General features: G+C 64.5%; 22 protein-coding genes. 11 read left to right on the top strand and 11 right to left on the bottom strand.

Annotated elements, in window-relative coordinates; genetic code table 11:
• Positions 1-30 precede the first annotated feature (30 nt).
• From V1479_RS04635 to V1479_RS04625, 3 genes are all read right to left on the bottom strand, one after another.
• Positions 31-1,038 carry a Bug family tripartite tricarboxylate transporter substrate binding protein gene (locus tag V1479_RS04635; RefSeq protein ID WP_368801857.1) on the bottom strand — a complete coding sequence of 336 codons (1,008 nt, stop codon included), beginning with the start codon at positions 1,036-1,038 and terminating at the stop codon, positions 31-33.
• 210 nt (positions 1,039-1,248) lie between these two features.
• Positions 1,249-2,406 (bottom strand): alpha-hydroxy acid oxidase, encoded by a 1,158-nt coding sequence (locus V1479_RS04630; protein WP_368801856.1) that lies wholly within the window; start codon positions 2,404-2,406, stop codon positions 1,249-1,251.
• Between the two features lie 9 nt (positions 2,407-2,415).
• A complete protein-coding gene (locus V1479_RS04625) occupies positions 2,416-3,024 on the bottom strand; it encodes a helix-turn-helix domain-containing protein (RefSeq protein WP_368801855.1) in 609 nt (202 codons plus the stop codon).
• A gap of 311 nt (positions 3,025-3,335) precedes the next feature.
• Between V1479_RS04625 and V1479_RS04620 the strand changes: the two genes are divergently transcribed.
• From V1479_RS04620 to proX, 8 genes are all read left to right on the top strand, one after another.
• Positions 3,336-4,370 (top strand): TRAP transporter substrate-binding protein, encoded by a 1,035-nt coding sequence (locus tag V1479_RS04620; protein ID WP_368801854.1) that lies wholly within the window; start codon positions 3,336-3,338, stop codon positions 4,368-4,370.
• Between the two features lie 87 nt (positions 4,371-4,457).
• Complete coding sequence (locus V1479_RS04615; protein ID WP_368801853.1) at positions 4,458-4,976, top strand: TRAP transporter small permease; 519 nt, start codon at positions 4,458-4,460, stop codon at positions 4,974-4,976.
• A gap of 9 nt (positions 4,977-4,985) precedes the next feature.
• On the top strand, positions 4,986-6,287 hold the full coding sequence (locus V1479_RS04610) for a TRAP transporter large permease (protein ID WP_173187804.1): 1,302 nt from the start codon (positions 4,986-4,988) through the stop codon (positions 6,285-6,287).
• A gap of 22 nt (positions 6,288-6,309) precedes the next feature.
• A complete protein-coding gene (gene dapA / locus V1479_RS04605; protein ID WP_368801852.1) occupies positions 6,310-7,209 on the top strand; it encodes a 4-hydroxy-tetrahydrodipicolinate synthase in 900 nt (299 codons plus the stop codon).
• Positions 7,206-8,627 (top strand): FAD-binding oxidoreductase, encoded by a 1,422-nt coding sequence (locus V1479_RS04600; RefSeq protein WP_368801851.1) that lies wholly within the window; start codon positions 7,206-7,208, stop codon positions 8,625-8,627. The genes dapA and V1479_RS04600 overlap by 4 nt, the downstream gene beginning before the upstream one ends.
• 391 nt (positions 8,628-9,018) lie before the next feature.
• Positions 9,019-10,137 carry a quaternary amine ABC transporter ATP-binding protein gene (locus V1479_RS04595; RefSeq protein WP_368801850.1) on the top strand — a complete coding sequence of 373 codons (1,119 nt, stop codon included), beginning with the start codon at positions 9,019-9,021 and terminating at the stop codon, positions 10,135-10,137.
• A 1-nt stretch (position 10,138) separates the two neighbouring features.
• Entirely contained in the window at positions 10,139-11,077 is a 939-nt protein-coding gene (locus tag V1479_RS04590; RefSeq protein ID WP_368801849.1) for an ABC transporter permease, read from the top strand.
• 77 nt (positions 11,078-11,154) lie between these two features.
• Entirely contained in the window at positions 11,155-12,198 is a 1,044-nt protein-coding gene (gene proX, locus V1479_RS04585) for a glycine betaine/L-proline ABC transporter substrate-binding protein ProX (RefSeq protein ID WP_173187812.1), read from the top strand.
• A gap of 82 nt (positions 12,199-12,280) precedes the next feature.
• On the opposite strand, the gene V1479_RS04580 is transcribed toward proX, so the two are convergent.
• Together V1479_RS04580 and V1479_RS04575 are read right to left on the bottom strand one after the other, a co-directional pair.
• Positions 12,281-13,219 carry a DUF817 domain-containing protein gene (locus V1479_RS04580; RefSeq protein WP_368801848.1) on the bottom strand — a complete coding sequence of 313 codons (939 nt, stop codon included), beginning with the start codon at positions 13,217-13,219 and terminating at the stop codon, positions 12,281-12,283.
• Positions 13,216-13,926 carry a pyrimidine 5'-nucleotidase gene (locus V1479_RS04575; RefSeq protein WP_368801847.1) on the bottom strand — a complete coding sequence of 237 codons (711 nt, stop codon included), beginning with the start codon at positions 13,924-13,926 and terminating at the stop codon, positions 13,216-13,218. The genes V1479_RS04580 and V1479_RS04575 overlap by 4 nt, the downstream gene beginning before the upstream one ends.
• A 133-nt stretch (positions 13,927-14,059) precedes the next feature.
• Between V1479_RS04575 and V1479_RS04570 the strand changes: the two genes are divergently transcribed.
• Both V1479_RS04570 and V1479_RS04565 read left to right on the top strand, forming a co-directional pair.
• The gene (locus tag V1479_RS04570) at positions 14,060-14,839 is read left to right on the top strand and encodes a GGDEF domain-containing protein (RefSeq protein WP_368801846.1); all 780 of its coding nucleotides are present in this window, start codon (positions 14,060-14,062) and stop codon (positions 14,837-14,839) included.
• A gap of 136 nt (positions 14,840-14,975) precedes the next feature.
• On the top strand, positions 14,976-15,881 hold the full coding sequence (locus V1479_RS04565; RefSeq protein ID WP_368801845.1) for a DMT family transporter: 906 nt from the start codon (positions 14,976-14,978) through the stop codon (positions 15,879-15,881).
• 3 nt (positions 15,882-15,884) lie between these two features.
• Here the strand turns inward: V1479_RS04565 and V1479_RS04560 are convergent, their stop codons facing one another.
• The 5 genes from V1479_RS04560 to V1479_RS04540 form a co-directional block, all read right to left on the bottom strand.
• Positions 15,885-16,313 carry a carboxymuconolactone decarboxylase family protein gene (locus tag V1479_RS04560; RefSeq protein WP_368801844.1) on the bottom strand — a complete coding sequence of 143 codons (429 nt, stop codon included), beginning with the start codon at positions 16,311-16,313 and terminating at the stop codon, positions 15,885-15,887.
• Entirely contained in the window at positions 16,303-16,698 is a 396-nt protein-coding gene (locus V1479_RS04555) for a MerR family transcriptional regulator (protein ID WP_173187824.1), read from the bottom strand. The genes V1479_RS04560 and V1479_RS04555 overlap by 11 nt, the downstream gene beginning before the upstream one ends.
• Positions 16,699-17,036: 338 nt before the next feature.
• Entirely contained in the window at positions 17,037-17,375 is a 339-nt protein-coding gene (locus V1479_RS04550) for a hypothetical protein (protein WP_173187826.1), read from the bottom strand.
• A gap of 325 nt (positions 17,376-17,700) precedes the next feature.
• Positions 17,701-18,597: an acetylglutamate kinase gene (gene argB / locus V1479_RS04545; RefSeq protein ID WP_368801843.1), complete on the bottom strand. Its 897-nt coding sequence runs from the start codon at positions 18,595-18,597 to the stop codon at positions 17,701-17,703.
• A gap of 80 nt (positions 18,598-18,677) precedes the next feature.
• Positions 18,678-19,421, bottom strand: coding sequence for a ZIP family metal transporter (locus V1479_RS04540; RefSeq protein WP_368801842.1), 744 nt, complete (start codon positions 19,419-19,421; stop codon positions 18,678-18,680).
• Positions 19,422-19,546: 125 nt separating this feature from the next.
• Here V1479_RS04540 and V1479_RS04535 point away from each other — a divergent pair, with 125 nt between their 5' ends.
• Positions 19,547-20,968: an MATE family efflux transporter gene (locus V1479_RS04535; RefSeq protein WP_438620486.1), complete on the top strand. Its 1,422-nt coding sequence runs from the start codon at positions 19,547-19,549 to the stop codon at positions 20,966-20,968.
• On the opposite strand, the gene V1479_RS04530 is transcribed toward V1479_RS04535, so the two are convergent.
• Positions 20,958-21,917 carry a GntR family transcriptional regulator gene (locus V1479_RS04530; RefSeq protein WP_368801841.1) on the bottom strand — a complete coding sequence of 320 codons (960 nt, stop codon included), beginning with the start codon at positions 21,915-21,917 and terminating at the stop codon, positions 20,958-20,960. The genes V1479_RS04535 and V1479_RS04530 overlap by 11 nt on opposite strands.
• Positions 21,918-21,948: the final 31 nt, after the last annotated feature.

The following is a 21,948-nucleotide window of genomic DNA, read 5'->3' as shown; positions in this document are numbered from 1 at the left end:
AGAACGTGCCGGATCGCGTCTGTTGGATGCTTATTCCGGCTTCGGAATGCCGAACTCCGACGGGTCGTTCGGCGCCGCGCCGCTTTCGAACTGCTGCCAGGCATTGATCGAAAGATACGGCATCGCGGCCTTGACCGCTTCCTCGCCATAGGTGGCGTTGAACAGCGCGCCGCGCTCGGCGGCGTGCGCCTTCATGACTTCCGAGCCCGCGATCTTCTCGGCCCAGATCTTGTCCATCGTGTCGAGCACCTCCTGCGGCGCGTCGGCGGGGATGAAGACGCCGAAATAGTTCGGCGCGCTGGCAACCTCCGGCAGCCATTCGGTCACCGGCGGCACCGTGCCGAAGCCTTCGAGCTCGAGCGGCTTGTCGGCCACCACGGCCAGCGGGCGCAGCCGGCCGGCACGGATCATGTCGACCTGCTCGGTGGCGGTCGCCGCGGTGAACTGAGTCTCACCCGATACGGTCGAGATGACGGCCGGGTTGCCGCCCTCATAGACGATCTGGCGATAGTTGATGTCGGCCGCCTTCTCCAGCGTCTGCATGCTGATGGCGGTTGCGGAGGAAAGTCCGCCGGACGAGACGGTGATGGCTTCCTCGGACGTTTTCAGCGCCTCGAGAAGGTCGCCGAAATCCTTCCACTCGCTGTCGGTGCGAACGGAGATGAGGCCGGGATTGGCGACATGCAGGTAGAGGCGCCAGTCCTCGAGCTTCGCGTCGAGCGTGCCCAGCACCGGATAGGCGCCGAGGTCGGCCACCGCGCCGGCGGCCATGGTCATGCCGTCATGCGGCGCCTCCCACACAGAGCGCGTGCCCGTCGAGCCGGACGCGCCGGGCTGGTTGAGGATCACGACGTTCTGGCCGAGCGCCTCGGAAAGCTCGCCGGCGACGACGCGGGTGACGGTATCGGTCGATCCGCCCGCGGACCACGGCACGATGATCGTGACCGGTTCGCTGGGCTTCCAGTCCTGCGCAACGGCTGGACCGGCGACCAGAAAGGCCGCTGTCGCGGCGATGAATGCGTATGCCTTATTGCCCATTCTCGTTCCCCTAACTAACCAAACGGTTAGATAATAGGAGAGAGAATCCGCACCCGAGTCAAGAAGAAGATTCGGCGATGAAAAAGGTTCTGTCCGCAGCGTCCGTCGCACCGGCCCGCTTGCAGGCGAGATACGGGATCGGGGGAAAGGCAAGGCAAGGAAAGGCTGGCAAGGCAGCAGGCGCGACCAAGGGGAAGCAGCGTTGCGGGCTCAGTTCACCGCTTCGACGCTCCAGCGCGCGGGGTTTCGCAGGGCCGCGATGTTTTCCACGCCGAGAAAGCCCATTGCAGTGTCTATCTCGCGCAGCATCATCGACAGGATGGCGCGCGCACCCTCCTCGCCGCCGGCCGCAAGGCCCCAGAGCGGCAACCGGCCGAGCATCACGCCTTGCGCGCCCATGGCGAGATATTTCAGTGCATCGGTGCCGCGCCGCACACCGCTGTCGGCCAGCACGACCATGCTGTCGCCCACCGCTTCCGCGATCGCCGGCAGGCAGCTTGCGGGAGATGGCAGGCAATCGAGATTGCGCCCGCCATGCGCGGAAACGACGATGCCATCCGCGCCGACCCCGTCGGCCAGTTTGGCATCCTCGACCGACAGCACACCCTTGACGATGAGCTTGCCCGGCCATTCGTCACGCAGCCGTTTCACGTCGTCCCAGGAGAGATCCGTCCTCAGCCGCACGGCGTCCGCAACACTGGCGCGGGTGATGGCGCTGCGAAACTCCGGCGGATAATGACCGTAGGTCGGTACGCCTCCGGCAAGCACGTAGCGCAGCATCACGCCCAGCAGCCAGCCGGGGTGAACCGCCATGTCGGCGACGTTTCGCACGATCGGCTTGAAGGGAATGCCGAAGCCGTTGCGCTGGTTGTATTCGCGGTTGGGCGACATCTGCGTGTCGGCCGTCACCACGAGGCATTCGCAATCGCTCGCCCGCACCCGCTTCAGAAGGTCGGCGGTCAGCGCACGGTCACGCCAGACATAGAGCTGGAACCACAAAGCCGCATCGGGTGCTGCGCGGCGGATGACCTCTATGGTCGTCACGGATTGGGTCGAGACGCAAAATGGGATGCCGAGCGCTGCCGCGGCACGCGCCAGCTTCAGTTCGCCGTCGTGTGCGACGAGGCCCGCCAACGCGGTCGGCGCCACGACCAGAGGCGTCGGCAATCCTCTGCCGAAAAGCGTCGTGCCGATATAGCGGCTCGCGTGGCCGGACAGCACCGAAGGCCGCAGCGTCACCGCATCCAGCGAGCCGCGCAGGCGCGTCAGGGCCTGTTCGTCCTCGGTGCCCCGGTCGATATATTCGAACAGGCCGCGCGGCAGTCTGCGCCGCGCTTTTTCGCGGTAGTCGGCTGCGTTCAACAGCATCGAAGGTCTCTAGGAGGAGATCACCCAGATCACTTCCGCATCCTCCGGCCCCTGCGAGGTCCAGATGTGCGGCGATCCGGCGTCGTAATAGAGGCTGTCGCCCGCGTTGAGGATCAGGGGCTCGTAGATCTGGCTGTGCACGACCATCGTCCCCTTGATGACAGTCACGAAAATCTCGGCATCGCTCACCGGCCACGAGCGGTATTCGTCCGGCGACCGCGCCGTCACCCGCGTGCGGATCGGCGTCATGCGCTTGTCGAGCAGGTCGGCGCAGAGCACCGTGTTGGCGCAACTGTTCGACTGGTAGGGACGTCCCTCGTCCGCCCGCGTCACGCTGCGGCGGCCCGGCAGACTGCGCGAAGCCTCCCGGTCGTTGAGCAGCGCAACCACGTCGAGTTCGTAGCCATGGGCAACCCGCTGGAGCGTTGAGATCGTCGGCGACAGTTCGTTGCGCTCGATCTTCGACAGCGCCGATGCGGAGACGCCGGTCCGCTTGCTGGCCTGCTGCAGCGTCCAGCCCTGCTGCTGGCGAAGCTGGGCGAGCCTCGCGCCGATATCCAGGCCGGGCACGGCCGTTTCGACATCGGGCTCAATGACTTCGGCGGGTCGGACGTTCATTGCTGGCTCCAGCCTTCCTGCTGTCTGGCTACCCGGCGGAAACCGCCAGGCGACGCAGTCGCTTATACGATGTCCCTTCCTGTTGGGAAAGTGCGGATAGTACGCTTATCCACTATACGACATTTTTTTGCCGATCAAACTTGACACGAAAATCTCGTTTCGTATGGTAGACAGCTAAGAGGGGCAGGCTACAAGCCCCCAGGGAAACTGCCAAAAGCATTTACATTGAGGGTGAACTTGAGCGTCGTCGGGCCCGCGCCCGCCGCGTCGGGGTCACTGTGACATTCACCACCGACAGCGGAGTTGAGGAAATGAAATCCATCATACGAAAACTGAGCGTTGTTTGCGCCGCGGCGACAATGAGCCTTGGAACCATGATGATCGGCGCCGCCGACGCGCAGACGGTCGTTCGTTTCGGCCATGTCGACGGCGAAGGCGACCTTCTGGCGAATCCTTACTGGGCCTACACCGAGGTGTTCAGCTCGATCGTCAAGTCGCACACCGGCGGGCGCTACGAGATCCAGGTGTTCCCGAACGGCCAGCTCGGCGATCTGGAATCGCTGCTCGAGCAGAATGCGCGCGGATCGCTGCAGATCGTCGGTGGCCTGAATGCCGGCCACGTCGCAGCCTACGCGCCGGCCGCGCAGGTGCTGGAGATGCCCTACACCTTCTCCACCACGGAAGTGGCGCGCGAGGTTCTCGAAGGCCCGTTCGGCAAGAAGCTCTCCGACACGGTCGCCGAGCAGAGCGGCGTGCGCATCCTCAACTACCTGCCGTCCGCGTTCCGCAACTTCTCGAACTCGGTGCGGCCGATCCGTACGCCCGAGGACATGGTCGGCCTCAAGATCCGCACCCAGCAGGTTCCGATCCATATCAAGATGGTCGAGGCGCTCGGCGCATCGCCGACCCCGATCGCCTGGGCCGAGCTTTACAGCGCGCTGCAGACGGGCGTCGTCGACGGGCAGGAGAACGCGCCCTACACGATGCTTCTGGCGAACCTGCAGGAAGTGCAGAAGTACTACACGCTGGATCACCACCTCATCAACATGCCGCTCATCACCATCAATGAGGAGTTCTACCAGGGCCTCAGCGATGAAGACCGCGCGGCGTTCGATTATGCCGGCCGCCAGGCGACGTTCGCCATGCTCGGCATCATCGCGGCCAAGGAATCGCAGGACCTGAAGGTCATCGAGAAGGCAGGCGTGGAAATCTACCAGCCCACGGCGGAAGAATTCCAGGCCTTCGTCGAGAAGACCCAGCAGCCGATCGCCGAAATCCTAACCGAGCAGGTCGGCGCGGAGCTCATCAGCGAGCTGCAGCAGGCTATCGCCGACGCGCAGGACTAGTCATCATGGAGCCCGCGCCTCAGGCGCGGGCTCGTTCATTTGCGCCGGACAGCCAAGGCTGTCCCGGCTTCAACCATGGAGGCGGCGTTGCTCAGAACCCTCGAAAAGCTCGCAGACGTGCTGGGCTTCATCTCCTCCTTCGTTGCCCGCGTCATGCTCGTCCTCGTTGCCGCGATCCTGTTCATGCAGGTCGTGCTGCGCTACGGCTTCGGCTTCTCACTTCCATGGCCCGAGGAAGCGGCGCGCTACCTCATGATCTGGGTGGTGATGCTGGCCGGCAGCCTGCTGGTGAAGGACGAGCAGCTCGTGCGCGTCGACTTCTTCGACGGCTACTGGCCGCGCCGGCTGCTCTCGATCCGCAACGCGATCTTCCGGCTGATGCTGTGCGCGCTTCTCGCCGTGCTCGTTTGGAAAGGCTACGAAAACGCTGATTTCGGACAGCGCCGCATGTCGGCGACGCTGCAGCTCAGCTTCTACTGGATCTATCTCTCCGTGCCGGTCGGCGCGGCCCTGATGCTCTTTCACATGCTGGTTCTGGCATTGCGCGACCTGGTCCGTGGCACACCTGAAAACGACCAGCCCTCCATCCTCAAAGCCGAGATCTGAGGCACCCCGATGGATTACACGCTTCTCGTCGTCATCGGCCTGCTGCTCGTTCTCATGATCATGGGCAGCCCGGTCATTTTCGCCATCGGCTTTGCCGGCATGGCCTATTTCTTCATCAAGCCGGGCATGTCCGGCATGCTCGACATCTATGCCCACAAGTTTTTCACGGGCATGGATGTGTTCATCTGGCTCTCGATCCCGCTCTTCATCATCGCCGGCGAGATCATGACCGCCATCGGCATGACCGACCGGCTGGTGAACCTGTCGCGGCTGATGGTCGGCAGGCTTCGTGGCGGCCTTGCCTATGTCAACGTCGTCGGATCGATGATGTTTTCCGGCGTATCCGGATCGGCACTGGCCGACATCTCCGCGCTCGGCCCGGTCGAGGTCAAGATGATGGAGAAGGACGGCTACCGGAAGGATTTCGCGGCCGCGCTCACCGTCAGCTCGGCGATCCAGGGGCCGATCATCCCGCCGTCGATCCCGCTTATCATCTTCTCGGCCCTGACCAACACGTCCGTCGCAGCGCTTTTCCTCGCCGGCGCCGTGCCGGGGCTGATGCTGGGCGTCGCGCAGATGGCCGTCATCTACTACCTGGCGCGCAAGAAGGGCTTCCCGCGCAACCCGATCGAGAACCTGACGCTGGGCGTTGCCTTCCACATCTTCATGAGCGCGTTCTGGGCGATCTTCATGCCGCTGATCATTCTGGGCGGCATCATCTCCGGTATCTTCACGGCGACCGAGGCAGCCGCCATCGCTGTTGCCTATGCGCTCCTGGTGGGCGTGCTTGCCTATCGCAACCTGTCGCTCAAGGCCTTCTGGGACATCATCGACCGCGCCGCGCGCACCTCCGCCTCCGTCTATCTGATCGTCGGCTTCGCAACCATCATAAGCTGGGTTCTGGCCAATGAGCGCGTGCCCAGCGAATTGCAGGCGCTTGTGCAGGACATGCAGCTCGAGCCGTGGATGCTGCTGCTGCTTCTCAACCTGTTCTTCCTCATCAACGGGTTGTGGATTGGCGATTCCGTGCAGCTCCTGCTGTTTGCGCCCCTGTTCACACCGCTGCTTGCATCCATGGGTGTCGATCCGGTCCATTTCGGGGTCATCATGGTGCTCAACGTCATGATCGGCCTGATGACGCCTCCTTACGGACTGGCGCTCTATCTCGGCTCGACCATATCCGGGGTGCCACTCGGCGCGATCGTGCGCCAGAGCGTGCCCTTCCTCCTCTCCAACCTGGCGGTGCTGCTTGTCGTCACCTACGTGCCGGCGGTTTCGCTGACGCTGCCCCGGTTGTTCGGTTTCATGTGATATTTCTGAAAGGACTTTCTGGATGGCTCTGACAAAAGACGACCTGTCGGGTCTCTTCACCGCAATCGTCACACCGTTCACGGATGACGGTTCCGTGGACTTCGACGCGCTACGCTCGCTCGTCCGCTTCCAGATCGATGCGGGTGCGACGGGCATCGTGCCGATCGGCGGCACCGGCGAATACCCCGCTTTGTCGCGTGGCGAGCGTGCCGACATTGTGCGAGCCTGCGTGGAGGCCGCCGCCGGCGCGCCGGTGCTGCCGGGCGTGCTTGCAACCGGCTTCGCCGATGCGGTAGACGCGGGCCGCGACTTCATCGCCGCGGGCGCCAGCGGCGTGATGACGGTCACGCCATACTACGCCGCAGGCACGCAGGAAGGCATGCGCACCTATTTCCGCAACTATCGCGACGCGGTCGACGCGCCGGTGCTCGCCTACGAGATCCCGCGCCGCACAGGCGTGGCGCTCAAGGCCGAGACCATCGCGGCACTGGCCGACGACGGTTCGATCATCGGCATGAAGTGCTCGTCCTACGATATGCCGGAATTCATCGAGACCATGAAGCTCGCCGGCGACAAGCTTGCCGTGCTCAGCGGCGAGGAGCCGCTGTTCGCCACGCATGTGGCGCTCGGCGCATGCGGCGGCGTGCTCGCTTCGGCGACCGTTTATCCGCGCCACTGGATCGAGGTCTTCAAGCTCGCCCGCGATGGCAAGCTCGACGCCGCGATCGCCCACCAGCAGCGCCTCGACCCGGTCGTCAAGACGATCTTCCTGGAGACCAACCCCGGCCCGCTCAAATATTACATGGGGCTGGCCGGCATGCGCGCCGGCGGCGTGCGCCTGCCGCTGACCGATCCGACGCCAGAGACGCGCGAGGCGCTCAAGGCCGCCTTTGCCGGCATGACGAAGGCAGCCGCTGCGTGAGCACGCTGATCGAGCGGCTGAGTGCGGTTCTCGGCGAACGGGGCCTGATCGCCGACCGGGGCGAGATGGCGCCGTTCGTGACGGATTTCCGTGGCCGCATGACCGGCGCGGCCGACGCGGTCGCGCTGCCGGCAAATACCGACGAGGCGGCGGCCGTGGTGGCGATCGCGCGCGAACACAACGCCGCGATCTTCCCGCTCGGCGGCAATACTGGCCTTTGCTATGCCGCCGTGCCTACGCCTGCTCCCGGACGCCCGGCAATCGTCGTCGGCATGAGCCGGATGGCGAACCTGCGCGCCATGGACCGTGCCGCCAACGTCGTGACGGTGGATGCCGGCATGACGCTTGCGCGCGTGCACGAGCTTGCAGCCGGCGAAGGCCGGCAGTTCCCGCTCCATCTGGGCAGCGAGGGCACCGCCCAGATCGGCGGGCTGATTTCGACCAATGCCGGCGGAACGGGCGTGCTGCGCTACGGCCCGATGCGCGATCTCGTCTGCGGCATCGAAGCGGTGCTGCCCGACGGCAGCGTCTATCGCGATCTCGACGCACTGCGAAAGAACAACACCGGCTACGACCTCAAGCACCTGCTGATCGGCGCTGAGGGCACTCTCGGCCTCGTCACAGGGGCCGCGCTGCGCCTGCGCCAACCCAACCGGTCGTTCGCCCATGGCTGGATTTCCGTCACAGGGCCGCAGGCTGCGGTCGAGCTTCTTTCGCGCCTGCAGGATCGCTGCGGCGATGCGGTCGAAGCCTTCGAGATGCTGAACCGCGCTGAGGTCGATTGCGTGCTGCGGCACATTCCGCGCACGCGGCTGCCGTTCGAGACCACGCCGGAATGGTCGGTGATGATCGAGCTCGCCCACACCGATCCCGACGCAGACCTCGTAGCCGCGCTGGAAGAGGTGATGGCGGCGGCGCTTGAAGCCGGCCTCGCAGACGATGCGATCGTCGCGCAGAACGAGGCCCAGGCGCAGGACATCTGGCACATCCGCCACTCCGTCACCGAGGCGCACAAGATCGAAGGTGTCGGCATCGTCCACGACACCGCAGTGCGCAATTCGGCTGTGCCCGGCTTCATCGCGGCCGCCGACGAGATGTCCGCGAAGCTTTTCCCGCAGGCGCGGGTGCTCGTCGTATCCCACCTGGGCGACGGCAACGTCCACTACATCCTCATGTTCCCGCACGACTACTGGCGGGCGCTGCCGGACGGCGAGGCCAAGGCGCTCGAAGTCGAAATGGCCGTGCACGACATCGCCATGCGCTTCGGCGGTACCATCAGCGCCGAACATGGCATCGGCCGCAAGCTCACATCGGAGTTGCAGCGGCTGGGCGACCCGGTGAAGCTTGCCGTCATGCGCCAGATCAAGCAGGCGATCGATCCAGACGGCATGATGAACCCGGGCGCGCTGCTCGGCTGAGCCGACCGCGCAGCCGCCGCTCTCCTTTTGCGGACACAGGCAGCATCAAGCGCCATTGCGCGCGGGGTTTCATCGGCTTCGCGCAGCAATGTTGCGCGTGCCCCGCCATTCCTGAATGTTCCGTTCCAATCCGGCTCATCGGGGTTGCCCGTTAAATATTACGGCCGTATATAGGCAGCAACTTCGATGCCATGAGGGCATCATATAGCCAGACATTCAATAATCATTTGATATTGCTGAAGGTGCACAACCTTCATGATCCCGTGCGATATTGAATGTTATTTTTGGTCATGGCTGTATTTATTTTTGGACATCACACAATGGATTCATGAAAACCAAAATATCAGGCAAGAATTTATATAAGATATTCGGTGGAAGCGCCGGAGACGCATTGAATCTCCTCGAAGCAGGAAAAGACAAAGACGAAATATTCGAGGCAACGGGACAGACCGTCGGCGTGAACGACGCAAGTTTCGAGGTGGCCGAAGGCGAGATTTTCGTCGTCATGGGACTTTCCGGGTCCGGCAAATCCACTTTGGTGCGCATGATCAACGGGCTCATCAAGCCAAGCGCCGGAGAAATTCTGATTGACGGCGTCGATGTCGCCACTTGCTCGGACGAGCAGCTTCGGTGGGTGCGGCGCGAGAAGGTGGCGATGGTCTTCCAGCACTTCGCCCTCTTCCCGCATAAGACGGTCGCCGACAACGTCGCCTTTGGCCTCAAGATCAAGGGCATGTCCGCAGCCGAACGGCGCGAGCGGGCGCAGGCGGCCCTCGACCAGGTGGGCCTCGGCGCACGTGCCGACAGCTACCCGGACGAGCTTTCCGGCGGCATGCAGCAGCGTGTCGGCCTTGCTCGCGGTCTCGCCTCGGAGCCCGAAATCCTTTTGATGGACGAGCCGTTCAGCGCGCTCGACCCGCTCATCCGCAGCGACATGCAGCAGGAGCTCATCGAGCTCCAGCGCTCGCTCAAGAAGACGATCGTCTTCATCACCCACGACCTGAACGAAGCGCTGACGCTCGGCAGCACCATCGCGATCATGCGCAACGGCGCCATCGTGCAGACCGGCAGCGCCGAAGAGATCGTCGGCAGCCCGGCCGACGATTACGTTGCCGCCTTCACCAAGGACATCGACCGGTCGCTGGTCTTTACAGCCGGCAGCGTGGCGGAACCCGGTGAAGCGCTTGAGCTCGCTGCAGCCGACCTGAAATCGGCGCTCGCCGCCATGGAGCGGCTGGACAGGGACGCGATACACCTCGTTGACGATGGCAAGCCGGCCGGCATCGTAACCTATCGCGAAGCCAACGCCGCGCTGGGTCGCAAAGGCAGCACGCTTCGCGATGTCCTGAACGACGACTTCCCCGCAGCCGAGCCCGACACACGGCTGTTCGATCTCTACGAACTGGCGCAGACCGGCCTTCCGATCGCGCTCACCAATGGTGACGGACGGCTCTCCGGCATTGTCGAGCCGAAGGCGGTCTTCGCGCAGCTTTCAGCGGGAGGCGCCTGACATGATCAGCCCATCCGATTTCGACTTTCTCGCAATCCCGTTCGCCGACTGGATCAACCTGTTCGTTCGAGACTGGCTGGTGCCCAACTTCCGGCCCTTCTTCCGGTCCATGCAGTGGCCGGTGAGCCAGGTGCTGAACGGCCTGTCCACCTTCCTAAACGCAACGCCGATGCTGGTGTTTACCGCCGCGCTCGCGCTGATCGCCTGGCGTACGGCCGGACGCGGCGTCGCCATCTTCACGCTGATCGCGCTCGTCTTCATCGACCTTATCGGCCTCTGGCCGGAGACGATGACGACGCTGGCCATGGTCGTGACGGCCGTGTTCTTCTGCGTTGTGATCGGCATCCCGCTGGGCGTGCTCGCCGCGCGCAGCGACATCTTCCAGGCCGTGCTGCGGCCGATCCTCGACATCATGCAGACGATCCCGTCCTTCGTTTATCTGGTGCCGATCGTCATGCTGTTCGGCGTCGGCGTGGTGCCGGGCATCATCGCAACGATCATCTTCGCGGTTCCGCCGATCATCAGGCTGACCAATCTCGGCATCCGGAACGTGCGCCACGACCTCACGGAAGCTGCCGTCGCGTTCGGCGCGACGCCGTGGCAGTCGCTGGTGGAGGTGCAGTTTCCGCTGGCGCTGCGCACCATCATGGCCGGCCTCAACCAGACGCTGATGCTGGCTCTTTCGATGGTGGTCATCGCCGCACTCATCGGCGCGGGCGGGCTCGGCCTGACCGTGTTCACCGGCCTCGGCCGGCTGGACGTCGGCAATGCCACGGCCGGCGGCGTCGGCATCGTGCTGCTCGCCATCATCCTCGACCGCATCAGCCAGGCGCTCGGCGAAAAACGCTCCGTGCGTACGGTCTCGCTGATGGAGACGATGCGATCCCTTTTCTCGCCGCGGCGCGACGCCGCCGCCGGCGAGTCGCAGCGGGCAGGCTGACCTGCCCCGACCGCGTCTTGCGCGGTCCCATGCCCCGCCATCCGCGTGGGGCGAAAGAAGAAAGCAAGGAGACTGACATGAACAACCACAACCTATCGCGGCTCTTCGCCGTGGCCCTTGCGGCCGGCACGATGCTTACCGCTCCGATGGCGACCGCGCAGGCACAGGAAGGGCCCGGCGCCGGTGTGACCGTGCGCATGGCCCAGGCCACATGGGACACCGGTTGGTTCCCGGCTGCCGTCTACAAGCAGCTCCTGGAGCGGCTGGGCTACACGGTCGAAGGTCCGACCACGCTCGACAACCCGCCTTTCTACCAGGCGGTTTCGCAGGGCGACCTCGATCTGTGGGTCAATGGCTGGTTCCCGCTCCACAACACCTATGAGGACACCTATTCGCAGGGCGCCGAGCTCGTCGGCAATGTCGCCCAGGGCGGCGCGCTCGAGGGCTATCTCGTCGACAAGGCCTCCATCGAGAAGTTCGACATCAAGTCGCTCGAGGACTTCAAGCGCGATGAGGTCAAGGAAGCCTTCGACCGCGATGGCGACGGCAAGGCCGATCTGGTTGCCTGCCCGCCCGGCTGGGGCTGCGAGATCACCATCGAGCATCATCTCGATGCCTACGAGCTGCGCGACCACGTCAACCCGATCAAGGCCAGCTACTCTGCTTCGATGGCGGATGCCGTGGCAGCCTATGGCGAGGGCGACCCGATCCTCTTCTACACCTGGACGCCGAACTGGACCGTCGACACGCTGAAGCCCGGCGAGGACGTGATGTGGATCGAGGTTCCCGAGGTGAACCTGCCTGAAGCGCAGAAGGACCTTGAGGAGGCCGCGACGCTCGACGGCGTCAATGGCTGCATCAACGATCCATGCAAGCTCGGCTTCCCGGCCAACGACATCCGTCCGGTGGTCAACTCTGCCTTCCTGGAAGAGAACCCGGCCGTGCAGGCGCTCCTTGAGGCCGCCTCGATCCCGATCGAGGACATCTTTGCCCAGAACGCCAAGATGAATAACGGCGAAGGCGACGCCGAGGACATTGAGCGTCACGCCAGCGAGTGGATCGAAGCCAATGAGGAGCTCGTCTCCGGCTGGCTCGAAACCGCCCGCGCCGCTGCCGACTGATCGGCCGGACGCATCAAAACCACCCATCCGCCGGACACGGCGGGTGGGTCCTCTCCGATACCACCCGTCTTTCCCGGTCGGGCTATGTCTCCCGGGAGCTCAACCCCATGGCGTCCGCCTTTGAAGGCGTCTCCGCGACGGGCTCCCGATCCATTGCAATCTCATCTTTTTCGTCGCCGAGCGACCGCGGGCGGTGCACCAGCGTCACCAGCACGAACGAGATGATCATCAGCAGATACCATGCGCCGAGCTTGTGGATCGAGACCGGCGTCCAGCCGTCCTCCTGGCCAGGATAGAGCCAGGCACGCGACCACGTGCCGATATTTTCCGCGAACCAGATGAACAGCGACACCAGCAGGAAGCCGACGAGCAGCGGCATGCGGTGGCGGAACCGGAAAACGCGGTAGTGCACCGTCGTGCGCAGGAACAGCACCGCCGTGGCCGCAAAGAGCACAATGCGGAAATCCACGACGAAATGATGCGCGAAGAAGTTGATGTAGATCGCAACGGCCAGCGCCACTGTCGTCCAGAAGGGCGGATAATGCGTGTACCGCATGTCGAAGATACGGCTGACGCGCGCCAGATAGGAGCCGACGGCCGCATACATGAATCCCGAAAACAGCGGAACGCCAGCGATGCGGAAGAAGCTCTCCTCCGGATAGACCCAGGAGCCCGCGCCGGTCTTGAAGATTTCCATCGCCGTTCCGACGACGTGGAAGATGAGGATCACCCTTGCCTCGGAGAGCGTCTCCAGCTTGAGGCCCAGCATGGCGAGCTGGATGCCGAGCGCGGCGAGAAACAGGAAGTCATAGCGGCTCACGATGCTCCCATCGGGCCACAGCAGGCGCGTGCCGATGATAAGCGCCAGCATCGCGCCGCCGAACAGGCACGCCCAGCCCTGCTTGAGCCCGAAAACCACGAACTCGACCGCAGCGCCATAGAGGCCATGCGCCGGCAGTCGGTCGAGCACCATATGCGCGGCTGCATCGATCCGTGCCTCAAGAGAGGTAAAGCGCCTCAATGGGCAAGCGCCGCATTGATGCGCGTCAGGAAGCCGGCGAGGTCGTCGGTGACGTAGTCGACGTCATCCTCGTTATCGGCGTCGCGCTCCCATATCTCGGAGAAGGTCGGCTCGAAATTGTTCGGCACGATCAGCACCGTCGTCATGCCGAGCGCCTTGGGCACGGCAAGATTGCGGGCAAGGTCCTCGAACATGACCGCATGGGCGGTGTCGACGCGATGCAGGCCCACGAATTTGTCGTAGGTCTCGCGCGCCGGCTTGGGCGTCAGGTCGGCCGCCACGATGTCGAAGATGTCGTTGAAATGGTCGAGGATGCCGAGTTGCCGCGCCGTGCGCTCGGCGTGACCCCGGTCGCCGTTGGTGAAGATGAACTTACGGCCCGGCAGGGTGCGGATGGCATCGCCGAGTGCCGGGTTTGGATCGACCCAGGAATAGTCGATGTCGTGCACCTTGTTGAGGAAGTCGTCCGGATCGATGCCATGGCGGGCCATCAGCCCGTTCAGCGTGGTTCCATATTCCCGATACAGGTCCTTCTGCAACACGCGCGCCTCGTCGCGCGGCAGTTGCAGCAACTCCGACACATACGCCGTCATCTTCACGTCGATCTGCGAAAACAGGTTCGAGTGATGCGGATAGAGCGTGTTGTCGAGGTCGAACACCCAGTCGGTGACATGGGCGAAGCGCGCGGGATCGGGAAGATTTGTCATGGCACCTGACTAGACGATTCCATAGGCCGAATGAAGCGCCACGATAATTCGGCGAGTATGTCGAATTGGAGATGCGCTCGAAACGACCGATTCACTTTCCCCTGCCATGAGGTCCGCCAACGGAAGGATCGTCATGAAGCAGGTTTTGGCAAAGGCAGCGTTGTTTGCCGTGGTCTCGGCAGCAGCGTCGCTCCTGATTGTGGTCGCACTCGTGCCGCTCATCGGCGGGGTCGTGGAAGGCAACGCGCTGTTGATGGCGCTGCTTTGCCCGCTGGTCATCGCCTTTCCCGCGAGCGGCCACACTTTGTGGCAGAAGAAGAAGCTCTCCGACGCCCTGCTCGAACTGACCCGCGCCCATGACGAGCTTGCCGATGCTCACATGCAGCTCGCCGAGGCGCATGCGCGGCTGTCGGAAAAGGCCCGTCACGACGACATGACCGGCCTGCTCAACCGCGAAGCCTTTTTCGCCACCTTGAAGAGCCTGCGGCGGCGTACCGACAGCGGCGCGCTGCTCATCATCGACGCGGACAACTTCAAATACATCAACGACACGCACGGCCACCAGCAGGGCGACGTGGCGCTGAAGCTGATCACCGAGGCGATCCGCACCGCCCTGCGCGAGGACGATCTCGTCGGGCGCATCGGAGGCGAGGAATTCGGCGCGTTCCTCGTCGGCGCCGATGTGAACGAGGCCGTCGAGGTGGCCGAACGCATCCGCCTTGCCGTCGAGGCCATCCATTTCTCGCCGGGCGAAGGCAAATACCTTCCGTTGTCGGTCAGCATCGGCGCCTCCAGGCTGCGCCAGCAGCTGACATGGTCGGAAATGATGCGCGAAGCAGACAGGCGACTCTACGAAGCCAAGCGCCGCGGTCGCAACCGAGTCGTTTTCGAGACCGTCGCAAAGGCGGCCTGACCAGGGAAAGCCGCATGAGGCCGGGCACAGCCCCCACAAGGAAGACGGGTAAGGAACGGGTGTCGTTTTTCGCAGCTCCATTGCAAGCATGAGCGCACGGGTCTAGACAGCGTTCGTCCCTCACGCGCCGTCTCCCATGGAACTCTGGATACCCATCACCATCGCTGCCGCGTTCCTGCAGAACCTGCGTTCTGCGGCGCAGAAGCATTTGAAGGCGGTGATGGGCACCACCGGCGCGACCTTCGTGCGCTTCGGTTTCGGCCTGCCTTTCGCGCTGCTCTTCCTGCTCGTGCTCAGCCGCCTTGCCGGCTACCAGATCCCTTCGCCCAACGGCACGTTTCTGTTCTGGGTGGCGGTGGGCGCCTTCGGGCAGATCGGAGCGACTTTCCTGCTCATCCACCTTTTCTCGTACCGAAACTTCGCCGTGGGCACGGCCTATTCGCGCACCGAGCCGGCACAGACGGCGCTGTTCGCGTTGCTCTTCTTCGGCGAGCGGGTCACGGGTGGAACGCTGCTTGCAATCGCCGTCAGCGTCTTCGGCGTCATGCTGATATCGGTCGCGCACATGCATATGAGCTGGCGCAATCTCGTCGCCTCGATCTTTGCGAGGAACGCGCTGATCGGGCTTGGCTCCGGCACGCTGTTCGGCATCGCTGCTGTCGCCTATCGCGCGGCCTCGCTGGCGCTGGGCGGCCCGAACTTCATGATGCAGGCAGCCGTCACCCTCGCCTGGACGATCACGCTCCAGACGCTCGTCATGGGCGGCTGGATGCTGTGGAAGGACCGCGCCGAGATCGGCCGCATCGGCAAGGCCTGGAAGGTCTCGCTGTTCACCGGCTTCGTCGGCGCGACCGCCTCGTTCGGCTGGTTCATGGCGATGACTTTGCAACAGGCAGCGGTGGTGAAGGCGCTGGCCCAGATCGAAATGCTCTTTACCTTCACCGCCTCGGTGTTCTTCTTCAAGGAGAAGATCAACCGGCTGGAAACCGCCGGTTGCCTCCTGATCGTCGCCGGGATCCTGATCCTCGTGCTCGTAGGCTGATTACTACTGGCTGTCCCAAGCGGAAGCCGTGTCGGAACCGTCCAGCTCGGCAAACAGCGCCAGCGCGGCGTTGATACCGTTGATCGCGGCGGGCCAGCCGCCATAAGCTGCCATCTGCAGGATGATCTCGAGCACCTCCTGCCGGTTCGCGCCGGCGGCCAGCGTGTGCTCGATGTTGACCTTGAGCTGCGGCGCGGTCTGCCCGCCGAGCACCGTCAGCGCGGCGACCGTGGCGAGTTGGCGCGTCTTGAGGTCCAGCCCGTCGCGCGCGTAGAGCCGGCCATAGGCGGATTCGATCAGCGTTTCCGCGAATCCCGGCAGTGCCTTGTCGTAGCGGCCGGCAAGGATCGCTTCCAGTTCGGGGTTCAGTTTCCTCGCAATATCGCGCCCCTTGTCGAGCGCCGGGCGCTCAATCGTCTGTTCAGTGTTCATCGTGTTGGTCCTTCCGGCCGTCCTCGGCGCGGTAGCGCGCTTCGATTTCGGCGTAGTTCTTGATCTTGTAGTCGAGCAGTTCCACGCATTCGGTCAGCTCTGCGATCTTCTGCAGCACAGCCTCGCGCTGCTGTTCCAGCATCACGCGCCGCTCAGCCGAGCTTCGATCGCCGTCGCGGCGGAGCCTTGCATAGGTCTCGACATCGGCAAGCGGCATGCCTGTGGCCTTGAGCATCTTGATGAAACTCAGCCACGCGATGATGTTCTCGTCATAGGCGCGCCGCCCCGCCTGCCGCCACGGCGGATCGATCAGGCCGAGCTTCTCGTAATAGCGCAGCGTATCGATGCTGAGCCCGGTGCGCCTTGCGACGTCGCCGATCTTCATGGCTCGGGCCGGGCACGAAAGCGGGTCAGAACCGCGTCGTGCGCATCCACCAGAAGCGAGGGGCCAGCGCGCCCTGCCCTTGGTCTGCCGGGGGTATTTTCGAGGAAAGGTTGTCGCTGCATGTGTGCATCTCCGTTGTCTGCACACATGCATCTACTTGCTGGAGCGAACTCCAGGTCAAGCGCATTTTTACGAAGCATACCGACACCAGACTGGCGCCGGAACGAAAACCGGCCCGCGATCCCGCTGGGGCCAACCATCGGGGTCACGAGCCGGGTCGCGCGACGCACCAGGCAAGTCTGCGCCCAGCCGCGTCGGCCAAATGGAAATGCGTTCGCTTATTTGACGACGATGGCGACAGTGCCCGACTGGTAGCGCTTCACCTCGGAACCGGCCTTGATGCCCGTGCCGTTGACCGCACGGGTCGGGACGCGTTTCTTGCATTGGTTGCTGACGCGGCTGGAAAGTCCGCCATCGGAATATCTGACCAGGTCCGACTTGGGAATCCGCCGCATCACCGCCTCAAAGCTCGGTGCGGGAGCATTGCAGCCATCGCCCCTGTAAGCTGTGATGTGGGCCGTCTGGCCGACTGCCAGTTCGCGCGTGACGTCGGCGCTGCTGGCGCTCACGCAGCCAGCGAGCGGAAAGAGAAGCAGAGGTGCGAGGCGGTGGTACATGCGATGTTTCCTTCAGTCGTTGCCTGAGACGGCGCTGTGCGGCCGTCATCGACAGAAGCTTCATCGAAATTCGCGATCCGTCGTCTGCAAAATGGGTCGATTGCAGGAAACTGCCGGAAAACCGGGTGCGGAATCGACTGAAAGAGGGGCCGGAACAGTGCGACCGGCGGCACTTTGTGCCGCCTAGCAGTCGCCCGACAAGCGTCGTCACCAACGCGCGGCATGTGCGGGAATCGCTTGAGGCCGTCCTGCCTGCGCCCGGCCCGTGCCCAACCGGGAGCGGGAATCGGCTCGCTAACCGGCTGTGTCTGACCGCCTATGCCGCCTACGGCACGATCAGCGTACCGGCGCCGTGGTGCGTAAAGAGTTCGAGCAGCACCGCGTGCGGCGCCTTGCCATTGAGGATGACGACACCCTCGACGCCGCGCTCGATCGCCTCGATGCAGGTCTCGACCTTGGGGATCATGCCCCCGGAGATCGTGCCGTCGGCGATCAGCGCGCGCGCTTCACCGACCGTCAGCTCGTCGATCAGCTTCTTGTCCTTGTCGAGCACGCCCGGCACGTCGGTCAGGAACAGCAGACGCGAGGCGCTCAGCGCACCCGCGATGGCGCCGGCGAATGTGTCGGCGTTGATGTTGTAGGTATGGCCGTCGCGGCCCGGCGCCACCGGTGCGATCACCGGGATCATCTCGGAGCGGGCGAGCAGGTCCAGAAGCGTGCGGTCGACCTCGACCGGCTCGCCGACGAAGCCGAGATCCAGCACGCGCTCGATGTTGCTGTCGGGGTCCTTGATGGTCTTGTGCGCCTTCTCGGCGAAGACCATGTTGCCGTCCTTGCCGCACAGGCCGATCGCCCACTCGCCTTCGGCGTTGATGAGCGCCACGATCTCCTTGTTGATCGATCCGGCCAGCACCATCTCAACGATCTCGACCGTCTTGCGGTCGGTCACGCGCAGGCCGCCCTCGAACTTGGATTCGATGCCCATCTTGTTCAGCATCGCGCCGATCTGCGGCCCACCGCCATGCACGACGATGGGGTTGACCCCGGATTGCTTGAGCAGCGCGATGTCGCGGGCGAAGGCCTGGCCGAGCTCGGCGTCGCCCATGGCGTGGCCGCCATATTTCACCACGACGGTCTTGTTCTCGTAGCGTTGCATGTAGGGCAGCGCGGCAGAGAGAAGGCGCGCCTGCTCTTCCGCGGTGGCAAGCTGGTCCGTCGTCATGGAGGAAACCTCGGGATTGCTGGGCATTTCGGTCGGCGGCGTCTTAGCCTCAAACGCGACCCCGCGCAAATGGTTCGCTGTCAGCCGAAGGCATGCGAAAGCATGAAGGCGCAGACGAAACCCGCCGCCGTGATCAACCCGGCGAAATCATGCGCCGTATCGAAGGCTTCCGGGATCATCGTGTCGGCGATCATCGCCAGCATCGCGCCGGCGGCGACGCCCTGCGCAATGGCCACGTAATGCGGCGGCGCGCCGGCGAAGAGATGGAAACCCGCCACGGCACCGATGCCGCACAGAATGGCGATGCCGCTCCACAGGCCGAACACGAAGCGGCGCGACAGGCCCGATGCTTTCATGCCCGCCGAACTCGACATGCCTTCCGGCACGTTGGACAGGAAGATGGCGATCACCACCGGCAGCGAGACGCCTTCTCCGTCGAGCAGGCTCAGCCCGATCACCATCGATTCGGGAATGCCGTCGAAGACCGAGCCGAGCGCGATCGCCATGGCCGCCGTCGCGGGTGCCGCTGCGGACGCCGACGAGCGTTTGCGGCCGCCGGCATCGCGCCGGGCGAGGTAGAGCGCGCCGAGCGTGAAAGCCATCGCCCCGACCATGAAACCGGTGGCCGAGGCGGCGATACCGCCCTTGCCGGCAGCGTCATCCATCAGGTCGAACGCGATCGCTGAGATAAGCACGCCGCTGCCGAAGGCCATGACGGCGGCGACAATGCGCGGGCTCGGTCGCGCGAACCAGCCGATCGCGGCTCCGACCAGCAGCGCGCTGCCGCCGAAAAGTCCCCAGCCCAATGCCGTCAACGCACCCACAAATCGATCCCCCTGCGAGGTGGTCAAAACGCTACAGCCACGGCACGACAAGGGCAACATCGCTGCGCCAACCGATGGCGCGGCGTGGTTCTGGCAATGTCCGCCGCCTCGGCTATTGAGCCGAAATGTCAAAAACCCCCACCATAGGGCGCGTTGCCGCGCAGACGCCGTGGCGCGCGGAGTTCCGCGCCATGCTGGCGCTCGCCTGGCCGATGATCCTGACCAATCTCGGCCAGACCGCGATGACGGCAACGGACGTGATGATGATGGGCCGGCTGGGCCCGGAGGCTCTTGCCGCCGGAACGCTCGGTGCCAACCTCTATTTCGCGCCGATGATGTTCGGCCTCGGGCTGATCCTCGCCGTCTCGCCGATGATCGCCTTCGAGCTCGGGCGCAAGCGCCATTCCGTGCGCGATGTACGCCGCACCGTCCGGCAGGGCTTGTGGATCGCGCTGTGCGTGGCCGTGCCGGTGTGGGTGCTCCTGTGGCACACGGAGGCGATCCTCGTTGCCATGGGGCAGGACGCGGCGCTGGCGGCAGAAGCCGGCCGTTACGTGCGCGTGATGCAGTGGGCGATCCTGCCCTTCTACTGCTTCATCGTGCTGCGCTCCTTCATTTCCGCGCTCGAACGGCCCGGCTGGGCGCTGGTGATCGTCTTTGCCGCCGTCGGCTTCAACGTGCTGTGCAACTGGGCGCTGATGTTCGGCAATCTGGGCTTTCCGGCGCTCGGCATCGTCGGCGCGGGTGCCGCCACTACGCTGTCGAGCCTGCTGATGTTCGGCGGGCTGGCGCTGGCCGTGTCGCTCGACCGGCGCTTCCGCCGCTACCGGCTTTTCGGGCGCTTCTGGCGTTCCGACTGGCCGCGTTTCCGTCAGTTGCTGCGGCTCGGCCTGCCAATCGCGGGCATCATCACCTTCGAGGTCAGCATCTTCAATGCCGCAGCGCTTATCATGGGCTTGATCGACGCCGTGTCGCTGGCCGCCCACGCCATCGCCATCCAGATCGCCTCGATCTCGTTCATGGTGCCGATGGGCGTGTCGCAGGCCGCCACCGTACGCGTCGGCCGCGCCTATGGCGCCGGCGATCGGGATGGCGTGACGCGCGCCGGCTGGACGGCATTCGTCATGGGGGTGGCGTTCATGGCCTGCATGGCGGCGCTGATGCTGTTCGCGCCGTACCTTTTGATCCGCGCCTTCATCAACCTGTCGGATCCTGCCAACGCGCCGGTGATCGGGCTGGCGGTCACCTTCCTGGCGCTCGCCGCGATGTTCCAGATCGTCGACGGGGCGCAGGCCGTGGCCGGCGGCATGCTGCGCGGCTTGCAGGATACGACGGTGCCGATGGTCTATGCGGCGATCGGCTATTGGGGCGTCGGGCTGACGCTCGGCGTGTGGCTCGCCTTCCCCGGCGGGCTCGACGGCGTCGGCATCTGGATCGGGCTGTCGAGCGGCCTTGCGGTGGTCGCCGTGCTGCTTCTGGCCCGCTGGCTGCGCCGCGACCGGCTGATGGCACCTGCGCCAGTGCCGACTGTCGCAGTCAGTCCATAGGCAGCGACGTTTCCCGCCCTTCGTCGGATACGTCCTGGCTCGCCCGCGAAATGTGCCGATTGAGCAGTGCGGCCGCGAATTTGTAGTCGCCGGAAGCGATCGCCTCCAGAATGCCGAGATGGTCCTTGCAGGCCTCGTCAAGCCGGCGCTTGCTCAGCTTGGAGAAGTCGCTCAGCTCGGTCATCCGCCGCAGGCTGTTCTGGCGCTGCAGGCTCTGCACCAGGAACCGGTTGCCCGACCACGATACGATGGTCTCGTGGAACCTCGCATTGGCGCTGAACCAGTCGACGCGGCTGATTTCGTGGATGGGGCGCTCGAGGATACCGCGCTGGTCGCGTTCGAGCGTCTTGATCTGCGCCTCGTCGGGCCGGTAGTTCGGCACCAGCAGCGCGCCGCATTCGACGATCAGGCGGAACTGGTAGCTCTCGTCGACGGCCTCGTCGGTGACGAGGCATTCGGCGAAGCGCCAGCCATGGCCGGCACGGCGACTGGCGATCCCCTCGTCGGACATGCGCATGAGCGCACGCCGCACCGCGCCTCGCGTCGCGCCGAACTGCTCGACCAGCTCGGTTTCCGAGACCTCCTCTGCGATCTCGCCGGTCGCGCGGGCGCTCATCAGGCGGTCATAGAGGCTCTGGCTTTCGGAGGGCGGCACCATGCCTTGAATGCTCTCGCCCGAGGCCAGCGCCCGCACGAGCTGGAAGCCCCTGCTGCCGTTCTGTTCGAGAAGCCCCTGCGCGGTCAGCGCCTGCAACACCTGTCTGACAGGCGTGCGCGAGACGCCGAATTCCCGGGCCAGCGCCGAATCGGAAACCTTCTCCTTGGCCGCCCAACGCCCTTCGGAAATCAGCGCCAGGACCTTACGTGCGATCTCGGCCTGAAGGCTGCTGAGCGCGGCGGGTTGCTGCAAATCGTTCGGGGAAACCTGCATCGGGCCTCTGGTCGTCATGCCATCTCGGGCAATCGATTGCGACTTTGCA

This window comes from Neoaquamicrobium sediminum, assembly GCF_040970315.1.
In the GTDB taxonomy this organism is placed as follows: Bacteria; Pseudomonadota; Alphaproteobacteria; order Rhizobiales; family Rhizobiaceae; genus Aerobium; species Aerobium sediminum.
This window is presented reverse-complemented; position numbering and strand designations above follow the sequence as displayed.

Coding starts and splice junctions, on each gene's coding strand:
- proX (WP_173187812.1), top strand. CDS start 11,155: ATGAACAACCACAACCTATCGCGGCTCTTCGCCGTGGCCCTTGCGGCC.
- V1479_RS04635 (WP_368801857.1), bottom strand. CDS start 1,038: ATGGGCAATAAGGCATACGCATTCATCGCCGCGACAGCGGCCTTTCTG.
- V1479_RS04570 (WP_368801846.1), top strand. CDS start 14,060: ATGAAGCAGGTTTTGGCAAAGGCAGCGTTGTTTGCCGTGGTCTCGGCA.
- V1479_RS04610 (WP_173187804.1), top strand. CDS start 4,986: ATGGATTACACGCTTCTCGTCGTCATCGGCCTGCTGCTCGTTCTCATG.
- V1479_RS04560 (WP_368801844.1), bottom strand. CDS start 16,313: ATGAACACTGAACAGACGATTGAGCGCCCGGCGCTCGACAAGGGGCGC.
- V1479_RS04555 (WP_173187824.1), bottom strand. CDS start 16,698: ATGAAGATCGGCGACGTCGCAAGGCGCACCGGGCTCAGCATCGATACG.
- V1479_RS04530 (WP_368801841.1), bottom strand. CDS start 21,917: ATGACGACCAGAGGCCCGATGCAGGTTTCCCCGAACGATTTGCAGCAA.
- V1479_RS04535 (WP_438620486.1), top strand. CDS start 19,547: ATGTCAAAAACCCCCACCATAGGGCGCGTTGCCGCGCAGACGCCGTGG.
- V1479_RS04630 (WP_368801856.1), bottom strand. CDS start 2,406: ATGCTGTTGAACGCAGCCGACTACCGCGAAAAAGCGCGGCGCAGACTG.
- argB (WP_368801843.1), bottom strand. CDS start 18,597: ATGACGACGGACCAGCTTGCCACCGCGGAAGAGCAGGCGCGCCTTCTC.
- dapA (WP_368801852.1), top strand. CDS start 6,310: ATGGCTCTGACAAAAGACGACCTGTCGGGTCTCTTCACCGCAATCGTC.
- V1479_RS04565 (WP_368801845.1), top strand. CDS start 14,976: ATGGAACTCTGGATACCCATCACCATCGCTGCCGCGTTCCTGCAGAAC.
- V1479_RS04575 (WP_368801847.1), bottom strand. CDS start 13,926: ATGACAAATCTTCCCGATCCCGCGCGCTTCGCCCATGTCACCGACTGG.
- V1479_RS04590 (WP_368801849.1), top strand. CDS start 10,139: ATGATCAGCCCATCCGATTTCGACTTTCTCGCAATCCCGTTCGCCGAC.
- V1479_RS04620 (WP_368801854.1), top strand. CDS start 3,336: ATGAAATCCATCATACGAAAACTGAGCGTTGTTTGCGCCGCGGCGACA.
- V1479_RS04550 (WP_173187826.1), bottom strand. CDS start 17,375: ATGTACCACCGCCTCGCACCTCTGCTTCTCTTTCCGCTCGCTGGCTGC.
- V1479_RS04625 (WP_368801855.1), bottom strand. CDS start 3,024: ATGAACGTCCGACCCGCCGAAGTCATTGAGCCCGATGTCGAAACGGCC.